This window comes from Arthrobacter sp. NPDC089319 (assembly GCF_040684925.1).
Taxonomy (GTDB): Bacteria; Actinomycetota; Actinomycetes; order Actinomycetales; family Micrococcaceae; genus Crystallibacter.
In genome coordinates, this window is the sequence record NZ_JBFBGZ010000009.1 from 107,943 (window position 1) to 128,823 (window position 20,881).

19 protein-coding genes are annotated in these 20,881 nt (G+C 65.7%); 14 read left to right on the forward strand and 5 right to left on the reverse strand.

Annotation, left to right across the window (positions count from 1 at the left end):
* The first annotated feature begins 271 nt into the window (after positions 1–271).
* On the forward strand, positions 272–643 hold the full coding sequence (locus AB0N75_RS14190; RefSeq protein WP_364651017.1) for an Hpt domain-containing protein: 372 nt from the start codon (positions 272–274) through the stop codon (positions 641–643).
* A 22-nt stretch (positions 644–665) separates the two neighbouring features.
* Here the strand turns inward: AB0N75_RS14190 and AB0N75_RS14195 are convergent, their stop codons facing one another.
* Positions 666–1,616 (reverse strand): response regulator transcription factor, encoded by a 951-nt coding sequence (locus AB0N75_RS14195; RefSeq protein ID WP_364651020.1) that lies wholly within the window; start codon positions 1,614–1,616, stop codon positions 666–668.
* A 121-nt stretch (positions 1,617–1,737) separates the two neighbouring features.
* Complete coding sequence (locus tag AB0N75_RS14200; protein WP_364651023.1) at positions 1,738–3,141, reverse strand: NAD(P)H-quinone dehydrogenase; 1,404 nt, start codon at positions 3,139–3,141, stop codon at positions 1,738–1,740.
* A gap of 170 nt (positions 3,142–3,311) precedes the next feature.
* Here AB0N75_RS14200 and AB0N75_RS14205 point away from each other — a divergent pair, with 170 nt between their 5' ends.
* From AB0N75_RS14205 to AB0N75_RS14235, 7 genes are all read left to right on the forward strand, one after another.
* Positions 3,312–4,112, forward strand: coding sequence for a purine-nucleoside phosphorylase (locus tag AB0N75_RS14205; protein WP_364651026.1), 801 nt, complete (start codon positions 3,312–3,314; stop codon positions 4,110–4,112).
* Positions 4,113–4,123: 11 nt separating this feature from the next.
* Positions 4,124–5,884 (forward strand): phospho-sugar mutase, encoded by a 1,761-nt coding sequence (locus tag AB0N75_RS14210; protein ID WP_364651029.1) that lies wholly within the window; start codon positions 4,124–4,126, stop codon positions 5,882–5,884.
* A 39-nt stretch (positions 5,885–5,923) separates the two neighbouring features.
* Positions 5,924–6,130: a hypothetical protein gene (locus AB0N75_RS14215; RefSeq protein ID WP_364651032.1), complete on the forward strand. Its 207-nt coding sequence runs from the start codon at positions 5,924–5,926 to the stop codon at positions 6,128–6,130.
* Between the two features lie 114 nt (positions 6,131–6,244).
* A complete protein-coding gene (deoC, locus tag AB0N75_RS14220; RefSeq protein WP_364651035.1) occupies positions 6,245–6,967 on the forward strand; it encodes a deoxyribose-phosphate aldolase in 723 nt (240 codons plus the stop codon).
* 32 nt (positions 6,968–6,999) lie between these two features.
* Positions 7,000–7,230 carry a hypothetical protein gene (locus AB0N75_RS14225; protein ID WP_364651038.1) on the forward strand — a complete coding sequence of 77 codons (231 nt, stop codon included), beginning with the start codon at positions 7,000–7,002 and terminating at the stop codon, positions 7,228–7,230.
* Positions 7,231–7,456: 226 nt separating this feature from the next.
* Entirely contained in the window at positions 7,457–8,806 is a 1,350-nt protein-coding gene (nhaA, locus tag AB0N75_RS14230; protein WP_364651041.1) for a Na+/H+ antiporter NhaA, read from the forward strand.
* A gap of 168 nt (positions 8,807–8,974) precedes the next feature.
* The gene (locus AB0N75_RS14235; RefSeq protein ID WP_364651044.1) at positions 8,975–10,690 is read left to right on the forward strand and encodes a HAMP domain-containing sensor histidine kinase; all 1,716 of its coding nucleotides are present in this window, start codon (positions 8,975–8,977) and stop codon (positions 10,688–10,690) included.
* A 39-nt stretch (positions 10,691–10,729) separates the two neighbouring features.
* Here AB0N75_RS14235 and AB0N75_RS14240 read toward each other — a convergent pair whose 3' ends face one another.
* Positions 10,730–12,250 carry a M20/M25/M40 family metallo-hydrolase gene (locus AB0N75_RS14240; protein WP_364651047.1) on the reverse strand — a complete coding sequence of 507 codons (1,521 nt, stop codon included), beginning with the start codon at positions 12,248–12,250 and terminating at the stop codon, positions 10,730–10,732.
* A gap of 132 nt (positions 12,251–12,382) precedes the next feature.
* Here AB0N75_RS14240 and AB0N75_RS14245 point away from each other — a divergent pair, with 132 nt between their 5' ends.
* From AB0N75_RS14245 to AB0N75_RS14255, 3 genes are all read left to right on the forward strand, one after another.
* The gene (locus AB0N75_RS14245) at positions 12,383–12,922 is read left to right on the forward strand and encodes a VanZ family protein (RefSeq protein ID WP_364651050.1); all 540 of its coding nucleotides are present in this window, start codon (positions 12,383–12,385) and stop codon (positions 12,920–12,922) included.
* Between the two features lie 42 nt (positions 12,923–12,964).
* Positions 12,965–14,278, forward strand: a complete 1,314-nt coding sequence (locus AB0N75_RS14250; protein WP_364651053.1) for a UDP-glucose/GDP-mannose dehydrogenase family protein — start codon at positions 12,965–12,967, stop codon at positions 14,276–14,278.
* A 102-nt stretch (positions 14,279–14,380) separates the two neighbouring features.
* A complete protein-coding gene (locus AB0N75_RS14255; RefSeq protein WP_364651056.1) occupies positions 14,381–16,498 on the forward strand; it encodes a M1 family aminopeptidase in 2,118 nt (705 codons plus the stop codon).
* Here the strand turns inward: AB0N75_RS14255 and AB0N75_RS14260 are convergent.
* Positions 16,495–16,761 carry an SHOCT domain-containing protein gene (locus tag AB0N75_RS14260; protein WP_364651059.1) on the reverse strand — a complete coding sequence of 89 codons (267 nt, stop codon included), beginning with the start codon at positions 16,759–16,761 and terminating at the stop codon, positions 16,495–16,497. The genes AB0N75_RS14255 and AB0N75_RS14260 overlap by 4 nt on opposite strands.
* A 377-nt stretch (positions 16,762–17,138) precedes the next feature.
* Between AB0N75_RS14260 and AB0N75_RS14265 the strand changes: the two genes are divergently transcribed.
* The gene (locus AB0N75_RS14265; RefSeq protein ID WP_364651062.1) at positions 17,139–17,480 is read left to right on the forward strand and encodes a hypothetical protein; all 342 of its coding nucleotides are present in this window, start codon (positions 17,139–17,141) and stop codon (positions 17,478–17,480) included.
* A gap of 3 nt (positions 17,481–17,483) precedes the next feature.
* Here the strand turns inward: AB0N75_RS14265 and AB0N75_RS14270 are convergent, their stop codons facing one another.
* Positions 17,484–17,900, reverse strand: coding sequence for a MarR family transcriptional regulator (locus tag AB0N75_RS14270; RefSeq protein WP_364651065.1), 417 nt, complete (start codon positions 17,898–17,900; stop codon positions 17,484–17,486).
* A gap of 116 nt (positions 17,901–18,016) precedes the next feature.
* Here AB0N75_RS14270 and AB0N75_RS14275 point away from each other — a divergent pair, with 116 nt between their 5' ends.
* Both AB0N75_RS14275 and AB0N75_RS14280 read left to right on the forward strand, forming a co-directional pair.
* A complete protein-coding gene (locus AB0N75_RS14275) occupies positions 18,017–19,798 on the forward strand; it encodes an ABC transporter ATP-binding protein (RefSeq protein WP_364651068.1) in 1,782 nt (593 codons plus the stop codon).
* 73 nt (positions 19,799–19,871) lie between these two features.
* On the forward strand, positions 19,872–20,876 hold the full coding sequence (locus AB0N75_RS14280; protein ID WP_364651071.1) for an LCP family protein: 1,005 nt from the start codon (positions 19,872–19,874) through the stop codon (positions 20,874–20,876).
* The last annotated feature ends 5 nt before the right edge of the window (positions 20,877–20,881 follow it).

Genomic DNA, 20,881 nt, shown 5'->3' on the forward strand with positions numbered 1-20,881 from the left:
CAGGCTTGGCTCACCTGTGACCTCTGACAAAGACTCTGGCCGACGTCGCTTAAGGTCCGCCTGAGGTTTCCGAAAGACTCGCTCAGTTTTCGAAAACCCACGGCAGCCACAATTGGTGCTCAAGAGTTACCAAGGTTGGGCGCGCTCGCGCAGGCTGGACGTGACTGTCGCTTACGATAAGAGATAGTTCGACATCGCAACCAACTCGAAAGGAGTGCCGCCCCATGCTCGCTTCTGGGCGCGCCTCCGCTTCCGGCTCCGAGGTGACGGCATGACCGCCGTTGCAGCCGAGGTTCCGCTGGTGCTGGACTCCGTGCTGGAGAAACTAGCGACGGATCTTGGCGATCACGACGGCAGCATGCGCCGACGCTTCATCACCAATTATGTGGAGCTGTGGGATCACCGTTACGGCCGGGTGTCCGGTGCGGTGTTGGCGCGGGATGCCGAAGACGCCATGGATGCCATCCTCAGCTTGAAGATCTCCAGCAGCATGGTGGGGGCAGGACGGCTTGGCCGGATGGCCGAGGATCTCGAAGGGCTGGTCCACGGGCAATTGTTTGATGCTGCTGCCACCCTGCTGGATGAGCTGCGCGCCTGCGGGATGTCGACGACGGCGAAGCTGCGCAGCTACCACCTGGCGTAGAGCTGCCACCCGGCCTGGCTGATTACCGCTTAGGTGCCAGGCTGTAGCCCACACCGCGGACCGTCTTGATCCAGCGCGGGGCCTTGGTGTCGTCACCCAGCTTGCGGCGAAGATTGGCCATGTGCACTTCAATGGTGCGCTCGTCCGAGTCGGAGATGTAGCCGCCGGTGTTGTACGGCTCGTTGCGCAGGCGGCGCACCAAATCGGCCTTGGTCCGTACCACGCGTCCGCTTTCCATCAGGGCGTACAGCAGGTCGAATTCGCTGCGGGTCAGGTCAAGCTCGCGTCCGGAACGGATGACCGTCCGGGCACGGCTGTCCACCACGATCCCGTTGTGCTCCAGCACGCCGTCAGCGACCGGGACCGGGGCGGCAAGGCTGTGCTCGACACCGGCCTGGGCGGCCACCGCAAGCGAGGTGCCGCCTCCGACAGCGGCCGGAACCGGGCCGCCGGACGACGACAGCTGCAGTCCGGCCTGCGCACCACCGCCCACTCCGGCACCCTGCAGAACGGGCTCCGGCGTCGGAGCAGCGGTGGTTGCGGGCACATCTACCGACGGCATCGAGCCGCCCCCGGCGGCACCGCCGTCGTTGTCCTTGGTGGCACGCGGGCGCCGCAGCATGGCGGTGATCCGGGCGCGCAGTTCGCGGGGGCGGAACGGCTTGGTCAGGTAGTCATCGGCCCCCGTTTCCAGGCCCAACAAGGTGTCCAGCTCTTCGGCGCGCGCCGTCAACATGATGATGTACGTGTCGCTGAAGCGCCGCACCTGGCGGGCCACCTCGAAGCCGTCGATGTCCGGCAGGCCGAGGTCAAGGGTGACAACGTCCGGGTTGTGGCGCTTGATCGCGGCAACGCCTTCCATTCCGGAGGACGCCGTATGGACCGTGAACCCGGAGCTGGACAGCACCGTCGAGATCAGCTCCCTGATGTCCAGGTCGTCCTCCACAATGACGGCAGTTCGCTGCTCGCTCATTCCTTGTCCCCCAACTGATCTACTCTGGTTCATCGTTTCAATCACTACTAATTGGTGATTGTAGTCGCAAAGTCAGACAATTTGGCGCACTTTATCCCGGAATGACGGCGGAGTCTGCCGCCTAGAGATGGACGTGCAGACGCCGTGCGGCCTCGGAAATCGAGCCGGTCAGCGACGGGTACACGGTGAAGGTGTTCGCGACGTCGTCCACATGCAGCTTCTGCGTGACGGCCAGGGCGATCGGGAAGATCAATTCGGAAGCCCGCGGGGCCACCACCACTCCCCCGATCACGGTGCCGGAACCGCGGCGGGCAATGATCTTGACGAAGCCGTCGGAAACGTTCATCATCTTGGCCCGCGCGTTGGTGTTCAGCGAGAGCTTGATGATGTCGCCTTGGTACCGGCCGGAGGCGACATCCTCCTCGGTGACGCCGACGGTGGCGATTTCCGGACTGGTAAAGATATTGGATGCCACCTGAGTGAGCTTCAGCGGCTTGACGTAGTCGCCGAGCAGGTGAGCCACCGCGATCCGGCCCTGCATGGCGGCCACGGAGGCCAGGGCCAGGACACCGGTGCAGTCGCCGGCCGCGTAGATGTTGGGCGCCGTGGTGCGGGAGACACCGTCCACCTTGATGTGGCCGCTCTCCGCCAAGGCCACGCCGGCCTCTTCCAGCCCGATCCCGGCGGTATTGGGAACACCGCCAACGGCCAGCAGGCAATGCGAGCCCTCGACCACGCGCCCGTCGGCCAGGGTGACCAGCACGCCGTCGTCCGTTCGCTCCACACCGGCGGCGCGGGACTTGGACAGCACCGTCATCCCGCTGCGGGCGAAGACGTCCTCGAGCACCGCGGCGGCGTCCGCATCCTCGCCCGGCAGCACCCGGTCTCGCGAGGAGACCAGGGTGACCCGGGTGCCCAGCATCCGGTAGGCGGAGGCGAACTCCGCGCCGGTCACGCCCGATCCGACCACAATCAGGTGTTCGGGAATCTCGGTCAGGTTGTACACCTGGGCCCAGTTGAAGATCCGTTCGCCGTCGGGCTTGGCAGTGGGAAGTTCCCGCGGCGTTGCACCGGTGGCCAGCAGGATGGCATCCGCTTCCACGGTCTGGGTCCCGGCATCGGTGGTGACAACAATCGCGTTCGGACCGGACAGCTTGCCCTCGCCCAGGATGACCCGCACACCGGCACGCTCCAAGCCGTGGTGGATGTCCGCCGACTGGCTCTCCGCCAGCTTGAGCAGCCGGTCGTTCACCGTCCGCAGGTCGGCGTAGGCAGCCTTCGAGTGCTCATCAAAACGGACACCCAGATCGTGGGCGCTGGCCACCCGCCGCATGGCATCCGCCGTGGCGATCAGGGTCTTGGACGGCACCACGTCGGTCAAGACCGCCGAGCCGCCAAGTCCTTGCCGCTCGATGATGGTCACCTTGGCGCCGAGTGAATTGGCCACCATGGCCGCCTCATACCCGCCGGGGCCCCCGCCCAGGATCACCAGACGCGGGGCACTGAAATCTATTTGGCTAGTCACGGACTTCATTGTGTCTCATGCCCACCACGGCCTCAACCTGCGCCGCGGTCGGAAGCAGCGCGGCGGCTGCATCGGCGCCGGAAGCGGACTTCCAGAATGATCAAGCCGACGACGGCGGTGCCGCCCCTTCTGCTTTCAGCAGCAGTTGGGCAGCGGGTAGGTTAGGTGCTGTGACTACAGATCCCTTTGAACTGGCCGCCGAGGCAGCCGCTTTCCTCGCCCAGCAGACCGGTGTTCCCGCCCATGATGTGGCCTTGGTGCTCGGCTCCGGCTGGGGCGAAGCCGCCGACCTCATCGGTGACACCACGCACACGATTCCGGCCGCGGACATTCCCGGGTTCTCCGCCCCGGCCGTGGAGGGCCATGTGGGCACCATCCGGTCCGTCCTGACCCCGGACGGCAAACGTGTTCTGGTGCTCGGGGCCCGCACCCACTACTACGAAGGCAAGGGCGTGCGCGCAGTGGTCCACGGCGTCCGCACCGCCGCGGCCGCCGGCTGCAAGACCCTGGTCGTGACCAACGGCTGCGGCGGTCTCAACCCGGCCTGGGCGCCGGGTACGCCGGTGCTGATCAGCGATCACATCAATCTCACCGCCGCATCTCCGCTGGAAGGGGCTACCTTCGTTGACCTGACAGACCTCTACTCCCAGCGGCTCCGCGCTGTGGCCCGGGAGGTCGACCCCAGTCTGGACGAAGGTGTGTACGCACAGTTCACCGGTCCCCACTATGAGACGCCGGCGGAGGTGCAGTACGCCAAGCGGATCGGTGCCGATCTGGTCGGTATGTCCACGGCACTGGAGTCCATCGCCGCCCGCCACGCGGGCATGGAAGTATTCGGTATTTCACTGGTGACCAACTTGGCCGCCGGTATCAGCGACACCCCGCTCAGCCACGCCGAGGTCATCGAGGCGGGACGCGCCGCGGGACCGCGGATCTCCCGGCTGCTGGCCGGCATCGTCGCCAAGCTGTGAACGGGAGCGAGATGACCGCAACAACCGACGAGCTCATGGCCGCGGCCGCCGCCTGGCTGGGCACTGACCCGGACCCGCAGACCCGCCGGGAATTGCAGGATCTGGTAGCGGCTGCGGACGGCGAGGGCCCGGAGGCCACAGCAGCCCGGGCCGAACTGGCTGACAGGTTTTCCGGCACGCTCGCCTTCGGTACGGCCGGGCTGCGGGCCGCCTTGGGCGCCGGTCCGTTCCGGATGAACCGGGTGGTGGTGCGCCGGACCGCGGCAGGCCTGGCCCGGTTCCTGCTGGACACCGCCGGCGGCGAGTACACCCCGCGCGCCGTGGTCGGCTTCGACGCGCGCCGGAACTCGGATGTTTTTGCCGCCGAATCCGCCGCCATCTTCACGGCCGCGGGCATCGAAACCTTCCTCATGCCGTCGGCCCTGCCCACACCGGTGCTGGCCTACGCGGTCCGGGCACTGGGCTGCGAAGCGGGCGTGATGGTCACCGCCAGCCACAACCCCGCCAACGACAACGGCTACAAGGTCTACCTGGGTGGACGGGCCGTGGACGAAGGCGGCCGCGGCGCCCAGATTGTGGCACCGTACGACGCCGAAATTGCCGCCCGGATCGACTACGGCCCGGCCTTGGAATCGATCCGCCTGGCCGAGGAAGGCTGGACAGTCCTGCCCGACGCGATCGCCGGCGACTACGCAGCGGCCGTGACCGCGCTGGCCGATCCCCGGCTGTTCCCCGAGCGGGAACTGAAAATCGTGCTCACGCCGATGCACGGGGTGGGCGGGGCGACCATGCGGGCCGTCTTTGAGCAGGCTGGATTCACTGACGTCACGGTGGTGGCCGCGCAGGCGGATCCGGATCCCGATTTCCCGACCGTGGCTTTCCCCAATCCCGAAGAAGCCGGAGCCATCGACCTGGCCCTGGCGACCGCGGCGGACGTCGATGCCGATCTGGTCATCGCCAACGATCCCGATGCGGACCGTGCGGCCCTGGCGGCCAAAGATCCGTCGACCGGCGCCTGGCGGATGCTTCGTGGCGACGAGGTCGGCGCCCTGCTCGGCGCACACATCTCCGCTCGTTTGGCCGGCCAGGACCAGTTGGCCCCGGACAACGGCGCGCCCGGCCAAGACCGGGTCTTCGCCAACTCAATCGTCTCTTCCCGGCTGCTGGGCAAGATCGCGGCCGACGCGGGCACCCAGCACGTGGAGACCCTTACCGGCTTCAAGTGGATTTCCCGCGTCCCCGGCCTGGTCTACGGCTATGAAGAGGCCCTGGGCTACTGCGTGGCACCGCATCTGGTCCGCGACAAGGACGGTATGTCCGCGGCCCTGCTGCTCGCGGAACTGGCCGCCGACGTGCAAGCCTCCGGCCGCACCGTCTTCGCCATGCTCGACGAACTGGCCCTGCGGTACGGGCTGCACGCCACCGACCAGCTCAGCGTCCGGGTGGAGGACCTTGCCCTGATTCCAGCCATGATGGACCGGCTCCGCGAGCAGCCGCCGTCGTCATTGGCCGGGTCACCGGTGACGGCCCGCACGGACTTGTCCCTGGGCACCGAAGCACTGCCGCCCACCGACGGGATGTTGTTCCTCAGCCAAGACCAGACCCGTGTGATCATCAGGCCCAGCGGTACCGAGCCCAAGCTCAAGTGTTATCTGGAGGTCATCCGGCCGGTCGGATCGGCGGAGCAGCTGCAGTCCGTGCGCGCCGAGGCCGCAGAGGCTCTGCAAGCGATCAAGGTTGATATCCGGGCAGCCCTCGGACTGGCGGAATAGCACCTTTTGCGCTAGGCACGACTGTGGGACGATGCTGCCATGGCCATCGAAGAGGATTATTCGCCGGCCTCGCCGGGCAGGCACCCAAGCCCCGAGGACAGGCCGGAACACAGAGCGTCGGAGGAACACGGCCCGGCGGACGACGAGCGCGCCATCGCCCGCCGTCGGAAGGACGCCGAGGACAAACTCGAGGAGCACCGACGCGATGCCGAACAACACGGCCATCCGACGGGCGGCAGGCACTGACAGGTAGGCCCCGCGTCGCCTGCCCGGGCGGGGCTGTGCACTGAGCTTCCCCAGCAGGTGTCCGCTGTATGCAAGGATGGATGTTCCTGGACCCAGCAGATGAAAGGGATGGCCATGTCTGAAGACAGCACACCCGGATCCGCGCCGAGCGAGACCTATCACGACCCGACGTCGATCGCTTCGGTCATCGACCACACCCTGCTGAAGCCCGAAGCTTCCCGCGAGGACATCCTCACAGTTTGCGCGGAGGCGGTGGCATACCACTTCGCCGCCGTGTGCGTGAACCCTTTATGGACCGCCCTGGTGCACAGCACGCTCAAGGGTTCCGGCGTCAAGACCTGCTCGGTCATCGGCTTCCCGTTCGGTGCCACGCCCACCGATGTGAAGGTTTACGAGGCCCGCGGCGCCAACTTGGACGGTGCCGACGAGATCGACATGGTGATCGACATCGCCGCCGCCCGCGCGAACGACCGCGACGCCGTTTTCGCGGACATAGCGGCCGTGGCCGAGGCCGTACATGCCGGTGGTGCCATCCTCAAGGTCATCCTGGAGACCCACCTGCTCTCCGACGAGCAGAAGCGGATGGTCTGCGAAGCCGCGGCCGAAGCCGGCGCAGACTTCGTCAAGACCTCCACCGGGTTCAGCGGCGGCGGAGCCACCGTTGAGGACATTGCGCTCATGCGGGACGCCGTGGGGCCGCAGCTCGGCGTCAAGGCCTCCGGCGGCGTGCGCTCCATCGACGACGCGCGCGCCATGCTCCGGGCCGGCGCAACACGAATTGGCGCCAGCTCATCAGTGGCTATTGTTAATGGTGAGCAAGCCGCCGGCGGCTACTGATGCCGCATCGCACTATCGAGGAGAAACACCCCATGGCAGCCCATCCCAAGCAGCGCACCCATTCGGGCGAGGGACATCTGGTCAGCAATCTGATCACGTTCGTGGTCATCATGCTGATCTTTTTCGGTTCCCTGTACGCTTTCAGCCTGGAATCGGTCATCGGCCCCATCCCGGCGTTCGCCATCGGCCTGGGCCTGTTCGCGCTGGCGTTCTTCATTCCCAAGCAGATCCTCGGGCGCTCCGACACCCACCACGACGCCTGAGTCAACACAGGCTTTCCGGGCGCGCAGCCAGGGCACGGCAGGATCTGCCCCCGGCTGCGCGCCCGGCGCTTTTAAGCACGACGGCGGCGCCTCCTCGCGGTTCCGTCCGAACGGTTCCCGGCGCCTGAGCAACGATGGGCGTGTAAACTGGCACACGGTGTGACGGGAAGACTGGTCGTCAAGTCATTGAACGAGCCCTCAGGGCGACCAAAGTCAGGAGCCATACATGGCCACTCCCCCATCTCCCGGCCAGAAGACCATCCTCAGCCGAGGCAGCTACCCAGAGTTCCTCCGGATCAGCGAGCTGCTGCGCAAGGAAACGGTCGGCGGGATCCTGCTACTGGTCGCCACCGTTGCGGCGCTGGTCTGGGCCAACTCGCCCGCAGCCGACAGTTACTTCGCCATCCGCGACTTCCAGGTCGGCATCGAGGCCCTGCACCTCAACCTCAGCATCGGCCACTGGGCTTCAGACGGCTTGTTGGCGATTTTCTTCTTCCTGACCGGTCTGGAACTCAAGCGCGAGTTCGTCGCGGGCGACCTGCGCTCCCCTGCCCGGGCCATCGTCCCGATCGCCGCGGCCTTCGGCGGGGTCGCGGTGCCCGCCCTGATCTTCGTGATGGTGAACCTGAGCGCCGGCCCCGAAGCACTGCGCGGCTGGGCCATCCCGACGGCAACCGACATCGCCTTCGCCGTCGCTGTCCTTGCAGTCATCAGCTCGCACCTGCCCAGCGCCCTGCGGATCTTCATCCTGACCCTGGCCGTGATGGACGATCTGATCGCCATCGCCATCATCGCGTTCTTCTACTCGTCCGACGTGCAGGTGCCCTACCTGCTGTGGATGTTGCTCCCGCTGGGCGCCTTCGCGTTCCTGTCGCATAAATTCCCCAAGTTCTTCGCCCAACACCATCTGGCCGCCTGGGTCATTCTGCTGCCGCTCGGCATCGTCACCTGGGCACTGATGCACTCCTCCGGCGTGCACGCTACAGTCGCCGGCGTGCTGCTCGGCTTCATGGTCCCGGTGCTGCGCAGCAAGAAGAACGGCGGGCCGGAAGCCGGCCCCGGGCTGGCCGAACAGTTGGAACACCGCTTCCGGCCGCTCTCCACCGGGTTCGCGGTGCCGGTCTTCGCGTTCTTCGCCGCCGGTGTGGCCCTCGGCGGCTGGGAAGGCATCAGCCGCACCTTCACCGACTCGGTGGCCATCGGCATTGCCGCAGCACTCGTGATCGGCAAACCGCTGGGCATCATGCTCACCACCTGGGTGCTGACAAAGTCCACCAAGGCCAGCCTTGATCCCTCGCTGAAGTGGATCGATGTGCTGGGCGTTGCGGTGCTGGCAGGCGTCGGCTTCACCGTGTCACTGCTGGTCAACGACCTGAGCTTCACGCTCGGATCCGAGCACCACGACCATGCCAAGGTGGCCGTCCTGGCCGGCTCGCTGGTCTCGGCCCTGCTGGCCGCCGTCCTGTTGCGCGCCCGCAACCGGCACTACCGGCAGGTCGAGGAGCTTGAAACCGCGGATGCAGACCAGGACGGCGTGCCGGATGTGTATCAGCAGGACCCGCGCGCTACCAACTGATCCGGGGCCGGCTCCGGCCCGCTTCGCCGCCGCCTCTGCGACCCGCGTCACACACCGTACGGTTCCGCTGTGCGCACCCGTGCCCGTGCCATACTGAACCAGTTATGGCCAGCCCGGGCCCCGCAGAGTAGCCGGCAGGAGGGCTGCCGGAGTAGGGGATCTTCGAGCATGTCTGCCGCACCAAGCCCGCTGTTGTCATTGCTGATCGGACGCCAGCAGTTCCACGAGCTTTCCCTGCGCGCACGCGTGGTGCTGAGCCATCTGCCGCTGTGCCTGTCTGTGGCGTTGACCGCGCTGCTTGCTGCAGTGTTCTTCCCGGACCTGCTGTCCAACCCGCACTTCATCGGCGGACTGGTCGGCATCGGCCTCTTGTGGATCCTGAGTGCCGTCGTCCCCTGGGATCGGCTGCCCTATCCCTCCTATTGGGTGATCCCGCTGCTGGACTTCGTCGCCATAGGGTTCCTCCGCCAGGGCAGCGGGACGGAACTCTCCGGCATCAGTCTGCTGGCCATCTTCCCGGTTTTCTGGATGGCATGGTCGGAGATCGCTCCCGCCGCCGCCCGTGTTATTAGTTTCGTCGCGCCGCTGTTGATCATCTGGATCCCGGTGTTTGCCGGGCCGGATCCGGTGACAGCTGAAGCATTGGTGGGTCCAGCCCTGATCCCGATTGTGACCTTGGCTGTCTCCATCACCGCGTCCGTTTTCGCCTTGAGCTCTACAGCTCAACAACAAACGCTGGCTCACAAAGACCGCGAGCTGCGGGCCCTGCTGGAAGAGAGCAAGGTCCACGTTCGCCGGCTGGATACCGTTTTGAACGCCGTTGCCGTGGGCGTCCTCGTCACCGACGCCGAAGGACAGGACATCCTGAGCAACGTCCAACAGCAGCGGGACCGCTCGGTGGCCAGGCCCCAGGGAATCGAGAATCCGGACGAGGCCGACCTGCTGGTCTTCGAAGCCGACCGGGTCACGCCTTTCGGCCTGGAAGACCGGCCCATCCGCCGTGCCGTGCGCGGGGAAGCATTTTCGGACGTTTTGGTGTGGATTGGTGCCGGTGAGAACCAGCGGGCCATGCTGTGTACGGCCCGGCCCATGCAGGACGATGCAGGCCGGTTCGACGGGACCGTCATGGCGTTCAGCGACGTCACCGACCTCGTCAACGCGCTGACGGTCAAGGAAGAGTTCGTCTCCAGCGTCACGCACGAGCTGCGCACACCCCTGACCTCCATCATGGGCTACTTGGATCTCGCCCTCGAGGACGCCGACCAACTGCCGCAGCACGTCAGCCATTCGCTCAACATTGCGATGCGCAACTCCGAGCGGCTGCTCCAACTAGTGGAAGACCTGCTCTTCACGGCGGCGGGGACGCTGAGCATAGAACCGCGCAGCACCGCTTTGGCTGAAGTCGTGGCCGGCAGCGTCAGTTCGGCCATGCCGAGGGCGGAACACGCAGGCGTGGAATTGGTGATCGACGCCGCCGAGGGGCTGGTCGCCGAAATCGATCCGACCAGGATGGGCCAAGTTCTGGACAACCTGCTCTCCAACGCCATCAAGTATTCGCCCGACGGCGGCCGGGTCACCGTGCGGACGCTGGAATCCGACGGCGCAGCCGTGCTGGAGGTCCGCGACACCGGGATGGGCATGTCCGAAGCCGACCAGGCGGAAGTCTTCACCAAGTTCTTCCGGACCAGTTCGGTCCGGCAAGCTGCCATTCCCGGGCTGGGGTTGGGGTTGGCGATCAGCAAGTCGATTACCGAAGCGCACGGGGGCACGCTGACCTTCACCAGCGTGCTCGGAGTCGGCACCACGTTCCGGGTTTCAATCCCGCAGCGGGGCGAAAAGGGAGGCCGCCCGGAGACGGCCTCCCTGAGCCAGCTGCCGGCATAAGCCGCTGGTGCCGGCAGCTGGCCGGATGATGCCCGACCGTTAGCGGATGGCCTGGTGGCCCTTGAACTCCATCTTGCCGTTGCCAGATCCCTTGCCGTTGCCCTTGGCGGTGCCGTTCACCGCCGAAGTGGTTTCCGCGAAGGTCAGCGTGGCGTGCGCAATCGCATCGGCCATCTGTTCGAGCACCACGGGGTCAACGTTGTCCACCGTGTCGCAGGCTTGGTGGTAGCAGGGATCAAAAGGCGCGCCGACCGTGCCACCATAGATGGCTGCTTGTTCCGCGGTCTTTTCGCCCTCGGCTCCGGTGAACAACCCTCCGGCCGGGATGCCGTTGTTAATGAAGGCGAAGTAGTCCGAGCGGCCGTCGAAGTCCGTCGGCTCCGTCGCCAGTCCTTGCGAGGCGAAGTAGTCCTCGAAGATGCGCTCGATGTTGGCGGACCCGTTCGGGCCTGCCAGACCCAACGGATCGCCGTCGCCGTCGTAGACGAAGCGGACGGCGTTGGGTGAACCGACCATGTCGAAATTCAGGTTCAGCGCGTGATTTTTGATGTCCTTCTTCGTCAGCTTGGAAACGTAGTGCTCGGAGCCGAGCAAGCCGTCCTCTTCGCCGCCCCAGAAGGCGAACCGCACCCGGTTTCGCGGCTCGTCCCCGCTGGCCGCGATCTGCAGCGCCGTTTCCAGAATCGCCGCACTGCCCGAGCCATTGTCATTGATGCCGGGGCCTTCGGGCACCGAATCCAGGTGCGCACCGACCACCACGGTGCGGTCCGCGCGTCCGGCCGTGTCGGCCAGAATATTGAAGGTCTCCGTCTGGACGATTTCGGCGTCCACCGCGATCCGCACCTCCAGACCATCCGTGCCGGCCAGCTCGGCCCCCAGATCGAAGCTGGTGGTCACCGCCGGTATGTCCTGGAGCGTGCCCAGCGTCCCGCCGAACAGATCGAGCCGGTCCGCTGTGCCCCCGTTGCCCTGGTTGAACAGCACCACGCCCACGGCTCCCGCCGCCGCGGCGTTCGAGACCTTCAGGGCGAAGTCGCAGGTACCGCGCTGGATCAACGCGATGTTTCCGGCGGGGAAGCCGGCAAAGTCGGCGGTCTCACAACCGCTGGTGGACGCCCTGTCCCCCGTGAGGTTGATATCCACCGCCGTCACCGGTGCGATGACATCGTCCGATCCTGAGTAGTCCATGCCCAGGAAATCCTGTTCCTCCGTGTAGTCGGTGGGCGTCGGGGCCACCTGCTCGAACTCCGCGCTGTTCAGCACGAAGCGTTCGTAGGAGAACGACTGGCGGACCGGGGCGTATCCGGCGGACCTCAGTTGCGCTTCGATGTACTGCGCCGATGCCTCGTAACCGGGGGTGCCCGCGGCACGGTTGCCACCATTGGCATCCGCCACGTCCTGCAGCGCCTGCAGGTGGCCGAAGATGTTCTCTGCGGTGACGGCGTCCCGCAGGGCGCTGGTATTCGTCCCGTTGTCGGCCTGGGCTGGCAGCCCGATACCGAAGGCCAAAGCGGTGGCGGCTGTGATGGCCGCTCCGCGCCTGAAACGGTGGGTTTTCATACTGGTTCCTCCGTAGGGTGCGATGATGGACCCCGCTATCCCCGTAGCAGGATCCTGCCCGGAAGCTATCCGATCTGAAGCGATTGCAAAAGAGTTGGCAACTGTTTCGGTGCTGAAACGAACAAAACAAGCATGAGCCAGGTACCGATGCCCCTCACCGATAACATGGTGGCGGGCTGCCCGCCTCACCCGACGGTCAACCTGCGCGAAAGGAGCCCCATGCGGCTAGGCACACCTTTGATGCGGGGCCGCATTCTCACCGCCACGTTGCTGGCCGCCTACATTGTGGTGGTCGCCGTTGTTGTGCTCTGGCCCACTCCCGTGGATGCGGCAGCGAACGGATTGATCCGGCAGGTCCTGTCGGCGCTACATCGCGCAGGCATTCCGGACTGGTTCGACTACAACCTGATCGAGTCCGGGGCCAACGTTGTGATGTTCATCCCGCTCGGTTTACTGACCGCCTTGTTGCTGCCGTCCGCACTGCGCTGGCTCACGCCGGCGGGAGCGCTGGTGTTCTCCGGCGCCATCGAATGGTGCCAGCAGGCGTTCCTGCCCGGCCGCTACGCTTCCTTGCAGGACGTCTGGGTGAACACACTGGGTGCCGCGGTAGGCACGGTGCTGGCCTACGCCTGGCTGGAGCACCTGCGCAATCGGCGCCCGGTAACACGATAAAGTCGAACTAGTCTCTCTCACCGCACAGATAAAAGGACCAGCATGCGTATTTCCGTCATCGGCTGTGGCTATCTGGGGGCCGTTCACGCTGCCGCCATGGCCAAGCTTGGCCACGATGTCGTTGGCATCGACGTGGACGAGCGCAAGATCGCCGAGCTCAAGGCCGGCCGTGCCCCGTTCTTCGAGCCGGGGCTGCCGGAATTGCTCACCGAGGTCCAGAAGACCGGACGGTTGACCTTCAGCACCGAGATGGCCGACGCCGCCGGCGCCGTCGTGCACTTCGTCTGTGTGGGCACGCCGCAGCGCAAGGGCGAGAACGCCGCTGACCTGCGCTTCGTTGACGCCGCCTTCACCTCGTTGGCGGAACACCTGAAGTCAGGTGACGTAGTCGTCGGCAAATCCACCGTGCCGGTGGGCACGGCTGCGCGGTTGGCCGATGAAGTCCAGGCGATTGCTCCGGAAGCGGTTCTCGCGTGGAACCCGGAGTTCCTGCGCGAGGGCCATGCGGTGAAGGACACCCTGACCCCGGACCGTTTCGTCTACGGTGTCCCTTCCGGCGCCAAGGGTGAAGCCGCTACGGCAGCGATGGACAAGGTCTATGCCACCCCGCTGGCCGCCGGAACGCCGCGGCTGGTGGTGGACTACGCCACCGCTGAACTGGTCAAGACGGCCGCGAACTCCTTCCTGGCCACCAAGATCTCCTTCATCAATGCCATGGCCGAGGTGTGCGAAGCCGCCGGAGCGGACGTCACCGCCCTCGCCGACGCCATTGGCATGGACGAGCGGATCGGCCGCAAGTTCCTCAACGCGGGCGTTGGTTTTGGCGGCGGTTGCCTGCCCAAGGACATCCGGGCCTTTATGGCCCGGGCCGGCGAACTCGGTGCGGATCAGGCATTGACATTCCTGCGCGAAGTGGACGCGATCAACATGCGCCGCCGCGCCCGGGTGGTGGAACTGACCCGGGAGCTGTGCGGCGGGTCGCTGATCGGCAAACGCATCACCGTGCTGGGTGCCGCGTTCAAGCCGCAGTCCGACGACGTCAGGGACTCCCCGGCTCTGTCGGTCGCCGCACAGCTGCAGCTGCAGGGCGCTACCGTCACGGTCACGGATCCAGAAGCGTTGGCCAACGCCAAGCAGCGCTTCCCGGAGCTCAGCTATGAGCCGGATACGAAGACGGCAATAGCCCGCGCCCACGCGCTGGTCCTGCTGACCGAATGGCAGGAATACCGCGAATTGGATCCGGCGGCCGTGGGAAACCAGGTAGACGAAAAAAACGTTCTGGACGGACGCAACGTGCTGGACCCGGGCGCTTGGCGCCAGGCCGGCTGGACCTACAAGGGCATCGGCCGCCCCTAGCTTTTCCCAAGCCTTTCGCCCCAGAATGGGCTCGTGCAGCTAGAGCTGTGCGGGCCCGTTGTCGTTTCCGTTGACAGCGGTCCCCGTTCAAGGGAATGATAGGTGAGCCAGCGCTTCAAGCCGCCGACCCTGTTTTCTGCGGGTCCGGTCGAGCTGCGCTGGTTGATGGGGGGACATCGAATGCTGATTCGGAGGGGCTTTGCCCTCGCCGCGGCTGCAGTCTTGGGGCTGTCCGGTCTGTCACTGACCGCAGAGCCCGCCGCAGCAGCCCCGGATCCGGGCCAGCACTTCTATGAACCCGGCGCCACCACTCTGCACGACACATACTTTCCTGACGCCGGTAACGGCGGCTACCAAGCCACCCGCTACCTACTGGACCTGGTGTATGACCCGCCCACCGACCAGCTCAACGGCAAGGCAACCATCACTGCCCAAGCCAAGCAGGACCTTTCGGAATTCAGCCTGGACCTAGACGGGCTGGCCGTCCAGTCAGTCAGTGTCAACGGACTGGGTGCCCGCTTTGACCAGGCTGGCACCAAGCTCGGGGTCGCTCCTGCCCGCGGCGTGCCGAAAGGACGGACTTTCACCGTGGAGGTGGAGTATTCCGGCGTTCCCCATACTCTTGCACTCCCCGGTCCTGCCGGCTTCATCCATACCGGCGACGGCGCACTAGTCACCGGCCATCCGGCCAGCGCCCCCACCTGGTTTCCGGTGAACAATCACCCCAGCGACCCAGCCAGCTACACCTTCAACGTCTCGGTGCCGGACGGTTGGCAGGCCGTAGCCAACGGATTGCCGGACGGAACCAGCCGTACCCCAGGCCGCACTGTCTACAAGTGGACGGCTCAGGAGCCGCTGTCGCCCCATCTGGCGACCATCGCCGTCGGGCATTTTGATCTGGCGAAGTACTCTAAGCGCGGCATCAGCTACGTCGACGCCATGGATCCGGCGTTGAAGAAGACGGTTATTCCCCGCAACGGAGATGGTCTGGCTTGGTCGCAAAGCGACGACGCCAGCTACAAGCGCCTCACCCGGACTGTCAGCGTGCCAGATGCCGACGCCGAGTTCTCCTTTTGGATGCTGCGCGACACCGAGCCCGGCTGGGACTACGCTTTCGTCGAGGCCCGCACGCCCGGCAAGGACAACTGGACCACTTTGAAGGACGCCACCGGATTCGCGGAGAACGGCACCGGAAATTCGTGCCCGGCCTGGCACCAGGTGCATCCCTTCCTGAAGCATTACCAAAACGACGACGGCGGCGGCAGCTGTTCCGCGAAGGGGTCCACCGGGCAGTGGTGGGCGGCCACCGGGACGAGCGACGGCTGGGAGCACTGGGAGTTCGATCTGGCGGACTACGCCGGTGAGGACGTGGAACTCTCCATCACCTATGCCAGCGACATCACCGGACAGAACGACGGCGTCTTCGTCGAGGACATCAAGGTGACCGGGAGCGACGGCTCCACCTCGTTCGACAGCGACGGTGACCGGTGGGACGGCTGGAGCCCGCAGGGCGGCGCGCCCAAGGGAAGCCGGCCCAATGAGAACGAGTGGACCGCCGGCAGCAGCACGCCCCCGTCCCAGGGCTACAAGATCCAGCAGTCGTTGGACAAGCAGCCGAAGATGATCAAGTTCCTCTCTTCCGTGTTCGGGGCCTATCCGCTGGCCAGTGCCGGCGGCATCGTCGACAATGTCGAGGACCTCGGGTTCGTGCTGGAGGCCCAGGCCAGGCCGGTCTACCCGATGGATTATTTCTACAGCGAGGCCAGCGGTGACTCATTCATCGTCCGACAACTCGCTCTCCAGTGGCTGGGCAGCCAGTTGCCCGTCCATCGGTGGCAGGACAGTTGGCTCAACCAGGGATTGGCAACCTACGCCCAATGGCTCTGGGCGGAAGACCGGGAACCCGGCAGCGCCCAAGACAGTTTCGAGTTTTACGCGGACATCGACGCCGCAGACCCGTTCTGGAAGTTCAAGTTGTCCGACCCGGGGCCGGACAACCTGTTCTCCAGCGGCCTGCAGACCCGCGCGGCCATGGCCCTGCACGCGGTGCGGACCGAGATCGGCGACAAGGACTTCCACAAGCTTGTCCGGCAGTGGGTCAAGGACGGTTCGGGTTCCCCCAAGGATTTCCGCAAGCTCGCCGAGGATATCTCCGGCAAGGATTTGGGCCCGCTGTTCAAGAAGTTCGTCGCTACCGCCGGAAAACCAGGAGTACTTTAGCGGTCCTCGCCCAGCACCCGGAGTCCTTCACGGTATGCGTCTGCTGTGAGCTCGCCGCGGGCAAACCGCTGGTCCAGAATCTGTCTAGCCGTACTGCGTCCGTGCGTCCTTTCCATCTTCCCGGCGGCCGCTGCCACCGCAACAGCATCTTCGACGCTACCGGGCCGCAGGCCCATGAAAGCCCGGACCACCAAGATGGCCAACATGGCCACGATGGCCAACAGCAAAATGCCAAACAGCCACGCCAAGCCCATATCTACCATGATGAAGCACTCCTTCGATCACGACGGAACGATGGCTTTATAGTCCGTTCCCTTAGCGTCAGGATACGCGTCGGCCCCGGGAACAAACAGGGCAAATCCATCACAAGAGGATCCCGTAGCCCCGTCTGCTCCCCGCGACGGATATCCCGGGCCGTCCCGCGAGACAGGTATCGTCGGCGCCACATGGGACCGCGCGATGCCCTCCACAAGCCGTTGGCGGCAAATGATGCGGCATTGAGATGTTCAGCACCCATGGCTTCCCCGGATTCCGGCCGCTCCGGACATAGGATGGCTGTAGGCACCCTCCCGTGTAGATCACCGGGCCGCTGTGCTGTTCTATTCCCTGACCTCCGGTTGCCCGGTTGAAAGTCGAGTTGATGAGCCCCACTGCCGACGGCACGCCGTTCCCGCGCCGCCGCGACGTCCGCACCGGCGCCGCTGAACCAGCCGCGCCCACCGGGATGATTCCGGTGGTCCCGCTGGTCTCCGCACCGTCCGGCACCCCCTTGCCTGCACGGCGTGAACTGCGCACCGGCCTCATCCAGGTAGTTCCGCCCGCCGCCGGCCAGGCTGGTGGAACCACCCGCTATGTACGCACGGAGGCTCCGGCCGCACCGAGCGCCAAGCGGCTCAAGGGGCGCGGGACCGCGTGGGCGGTGTGCACCGCCGTCGTGCTTGCCGCTGCGGCCGCCGCCTTCTGGTTGATGTTCGTTCGCTAGGCGTTAGCCTTCTGCCGCTGCCAGCTTGCCCAGGAGCGAGGAGAGTTCGGAGCGTTCCTCTGCGGACAGGGCGGCAAAGTATTCTTCAGCATGGCTTACTTGGATTTTCCGGATGGCCTGTCCAATCTCCCGCCCTGCCTCAGTGAGGACAACCACCGTGGCCCGGCGGTCGGTCGGATCAGGCTCACGCGCGCACCAGCCGCGCTCCTGCAAGCCGTCGACAATATCGGTGGCCGATCGCGGTGCTATCCGCAGCCGCTCGGACAATTCGCCCAGCCGCAGCGAGCCATGGTGGCGTAGCATCCGCAGCGCTCGGGCCTGTGACGGCGCCACGCCCAATGGGGCCATTCCCTGCGAGGATCCCTTCCTGAGTTGGCGCGACACGGCCCAGAATAGGTCTAGTAAGTTCTCATCAGCCACAGGAATAGGCTATCAAGTTTGCCTGTTGTAACCTCATAGTGAGGTAACCTCAGCAATACCGGGGCGTCGCAGCTCCACCATCATGAAACGAGGTGGTTCCGACGGAAACATTCGGAATGAACCCCGGCCGCGGTCCCGTGAAGGAACCGACGGCCGCAGAAAAAGAACAAGCACGGCATGTTCCGCTCAAGCGGATTGTGGCCCTTTTCCGTCCCTACCGGAGACAGCTGGCTTTGGTCACGGCCATCATTGTCGCTTCCTCCGCCGCCGCTATGGCCTCCCCGTTCCTGCTGCGTGCCGTCATCGACACGGCCCTGCCCCAGCAGCAGCTGCCGCTGCTGGCCTTGCTGACCGCGGGCATGCTGGCCGTGGCTGCGGTCACCGCCCTGTTCGGCGTCCTGCAGACCTGGATTGCCACCAAGGTGGGCCAACGCGTGATGCACAGCCTGCGGACCGATGTCTTCTCCCATTTGCAGCGCCAGTCCGTTGGCTTCTTCACCCGGACGCGCAGCGGGGAAATCCAATCCCGCATCACCCAGGATATCGGCGGCATGCAGTCCGTGGTCACGTCCACCGCCACCGGCATTGCCACCAACCTGACCACCGTCGTTGCGACCGCCGTGGCCATGGCTGCCTTGTCCTGGCAGCTGTCGCTGATCTCGCTGCTGGTGATGCCGCCGGCAGTCGTGCTGACCCGGCGGGTGGCCAAAGTGCGGCGTGAGCTGACCGCCCGCCGCCAGCAGGAACTGGCCGACATGAATGTGACCATCGAAGAGTCGCTCTCGGTCAGCGGAATCCAGCTGAGCAAGACCCTGGGCACCGGAAACGATCTGGCGGACCGGTTCTCTGCCTCCTCCGAGCGACTGACCGACCTGGAACTGCGGTCGGAACTGGCCGGCCGCTGGCGCATGGCCACCATGAGCATCATCTTCGCCGCAGTACCGGCCGTCATCTACTTCGCCGCCGGCCTGCCCGGGGCCGCGGGAAACATCAGCATCGGCACCGTGGTGGCCTTCAGCGCGCTGCAAGGCGGGCTTTTCCGCCCCTTGCTGGGACTCTTGAACGTCACCATCACCGTCACCAGTTCGCTGGCGCTCTTCGCGCGAATTTTCGAGTATCTGGACCTGCCGGTGGAGATTACCGAGCCGGCCTCGCCGACTCCGGTGGACCCGGCAAAGGTAGCGGGGCACGTCCGTTTCGAGGATGTCAGCTTCAGCTACCCGGAGAGCGAAACATCGGCCCTCCGGCACGTGAACCTGGCCGTTCCCGCCGGTTCCTCCTTGGCCCTCGTGGGCCCGACCGGTTCGGGAAAGAGCAGCCTGGCCGCGTTGGTGGCCCGCCTGCATGATCCGACGGCGGGGCGCATCACCATCGACGGCGTGGACCTCCGCTCCATGCGGCTGGCCGATCTGGCACGCATCGTGGGCGTGGTCAGTCAGGACACGTATCTGCTGCACACCACGGTGCGCGGGAACCTGCGCTACGCCAAACCAGATGCCAGCGATGCCGAAATCGAGCAGGCCGCGCGGGACGCCCAGATCCACGACCACATCGTCGCACTGCCGGACGGCTACGACACCATCGTCGGCTCGCGCGGGCACCGGTTCTCCGGCGGCGAGAAGCAACGCATTGCGATCGCCCGCACGCTGTTGCGCAACCCTCCGGTGCTGGTGCTGGACGAAGCGACCAGTGCACTGGATACCCAGACCGAGCACGCCGTGCAGCAGGCGTTCGACCGACTGGCCGCGGGCCGGACCACCATCACCATCGCCCACCGGCTCTCCACCGTCCGCAACGCGGACCAGATCGCCGTCTTGGAAGCGGGGCGCATCATCGAACGCGGCACCCACGAAACACTGCTCGACGCCGACGGGCGCTACGCGGCTCTGGCCGCCTGACATGGGACGGGCGTAGCGGGCGCAGTCCGCGTGCCCACATGTAACAGGCGCACCGCACCCCTAGACTATTGCGGTGAATCGATTGAAAAAGCGTCCTGTCCTGGTCACCGTTTCCGTCCTTGTCGGCCTGCTCCTCGTGGCCGGGCTGACCGCCGGAGGCTACCTGTGGAACCTGGCGCATTCTTTTGATTCCAAGAGCGAGAAGATTGCCGACGCTTTCCCCGAGGAGTCGACCCGGCCGATTAAGAAGGCCGAGGGTGCCGTCAACATCCTGCTGATGGGATCCGACACCCGCGGCGGGGACGGCACGGAAGACGCGCTGGAGGGCGCCCCGGGAGATGCCCGCACCGACGCACTGATGCTGCTGCATGTGCCTTCGGACCGCTCTGGGGTCTACGTGATGTCCATCATGCGCGACACGTGGACGGAGATCCCCGGCCACGGCGAGCACAAGATCAATGCCGCCTACGCCCTGGGCGGGGTTCCCTTGACCGTACAGACGGTCGAAGGACTCTTCGACACCCGCATTGACCACGTGGCCATCATCGACTTCGAAGGGTTCCGCGCGCTGACCGACGCGCTCGGCGGCGTTGAGATCAAAGTCAATCCGGCCTTCACGTCGTCGCACTTGGGCGGCCGGCATTTCGCGGCCGGCCCCACTCTGATGAACGGCGAGGAAGCCCTCGCCTTCGTCCGCGAACGCTACGCCTACTCCGACGGCGACTACCAGCGGGTGCGCAACCAGCGTGCCTTCGTCGGCGCGGTCCTCTCCAAGTTCCTCACCGCTGACACCCTCACCAACCCGGCCCGGATTAGTGCCACGGTGGATCAGTTCGCCCCCTACATCACCGTTGACGAGAGCCTGAATGCCGGAGCCATCGGAACTCTGGGACTGGGCCTCAACAAGGTGCGCAAGGACGACATCCACATGTTCACGCTGCCCACCAAGGGCACCGGATCCTCCCGCGACGGTCAGTCGATCGTGCTCAAGGACGAGCAAGCCATTAAGGACATCACCGCGGCGCTGGGCGACGACTCACTGGACAAATACTGGCAGACCTTGCCCTCCGACAACTGAGCCGA

Coding starts and splice junctions, on each gene's coding strand:
- AB0N75_RS14190 (WP_364651017.1), top strand. CDS start 272: ATGACCGCCGTTGCAGCCGAGGTTCCGCTGGTGCTGGACTCCGTGCTG.
- AB0N75_RS14195 (WP_364651020.1), bottom strand. CDS start 1,616: ATGAGCGAGCAGCGAACTGCCGTCATTGTGGAGGACGACCTGGACATC.
- AB0N75_RS14210 (WP_364651029.1), top strand. CDS start 4,124: ATGACCGCAACAACCGACGAGCTCATGGCCGCGGCCGCCGCCTGGCTG.
- AB0N75_RS14215 (WP_364651032.1), top strand. CDS start 5,924: ATGGCCATCGAAGAGGATTATTCGCCGGCCTCGCCGGGCAGGCACCCA.
- deoC (WP_364651035.1), top strand. CDS start 6,245: ATGTCTGAAGACAGCACACCCGGATCCGCGCCGAGCGAGACCTATCAC.
- AB0N75_RS14225 (WP_364651038.1), top strand. CDS start 7,000: ATGGCAGCCCATCCCAAGCAGCGCACCCATTCGGGCGAGGGACATCTG.
- nhaA (WP_364651041.1), top strand. CDS start 7,457: ATGGCCACTCCCCCATCTCCCGGCCAGAAGACCATCCTCAGCCGAGGC.
- AB0N75_RS14235 (WP_364651044.1), top strand. CDS start 8,975: ATGTCTGCCGCACCAAGCCCGCTGTTGTCATTGCTGATCGGACGCCAG.
- AB0N75_RS14240 (WP_364651047.1), bottom strand. CDS start 12,250: ATGAAAACCCACCGTTTCAGGCGCGGAGCGGCCATCACAGCCGCCACC.
- AB0N75_RS14245 (WP_364651050.1), top strand. CDS start 12,383: ATGAGCCAGGTACCGATGCCCCTCACCGATAACATGGTGGCGGGCTGC.
- AB0N75_RS14250 (WP_364651053.1), top strand. CDS start 12,965: ATGCGTATTTCCGTCATCGGCTGTGGCTATCTGGGGGCCGTTCACGCT.
- AB0N75_RS14260 (WP_364651059.1), bottom strand. CDS start 16,761: ATGGTAGATATGGGCTTGGCGTGGCTGTTTGGCATTTTGCTGTTGGCC.
- AB0N75_RS14265 (WP_364651062.1), top strand. CDS start 17,139: ATGAGCCCCACTGCCGACGGCACGCCGTTCCCGCGCCGCCGCGACGTC.
- AB0N75_RS14275 (WP_364651068.1), top strand. CDS start 18,017: ATGAACCCCGGCCGCGGTCCCGTGAAGGAACCGACGGCCGCAGAAAAA.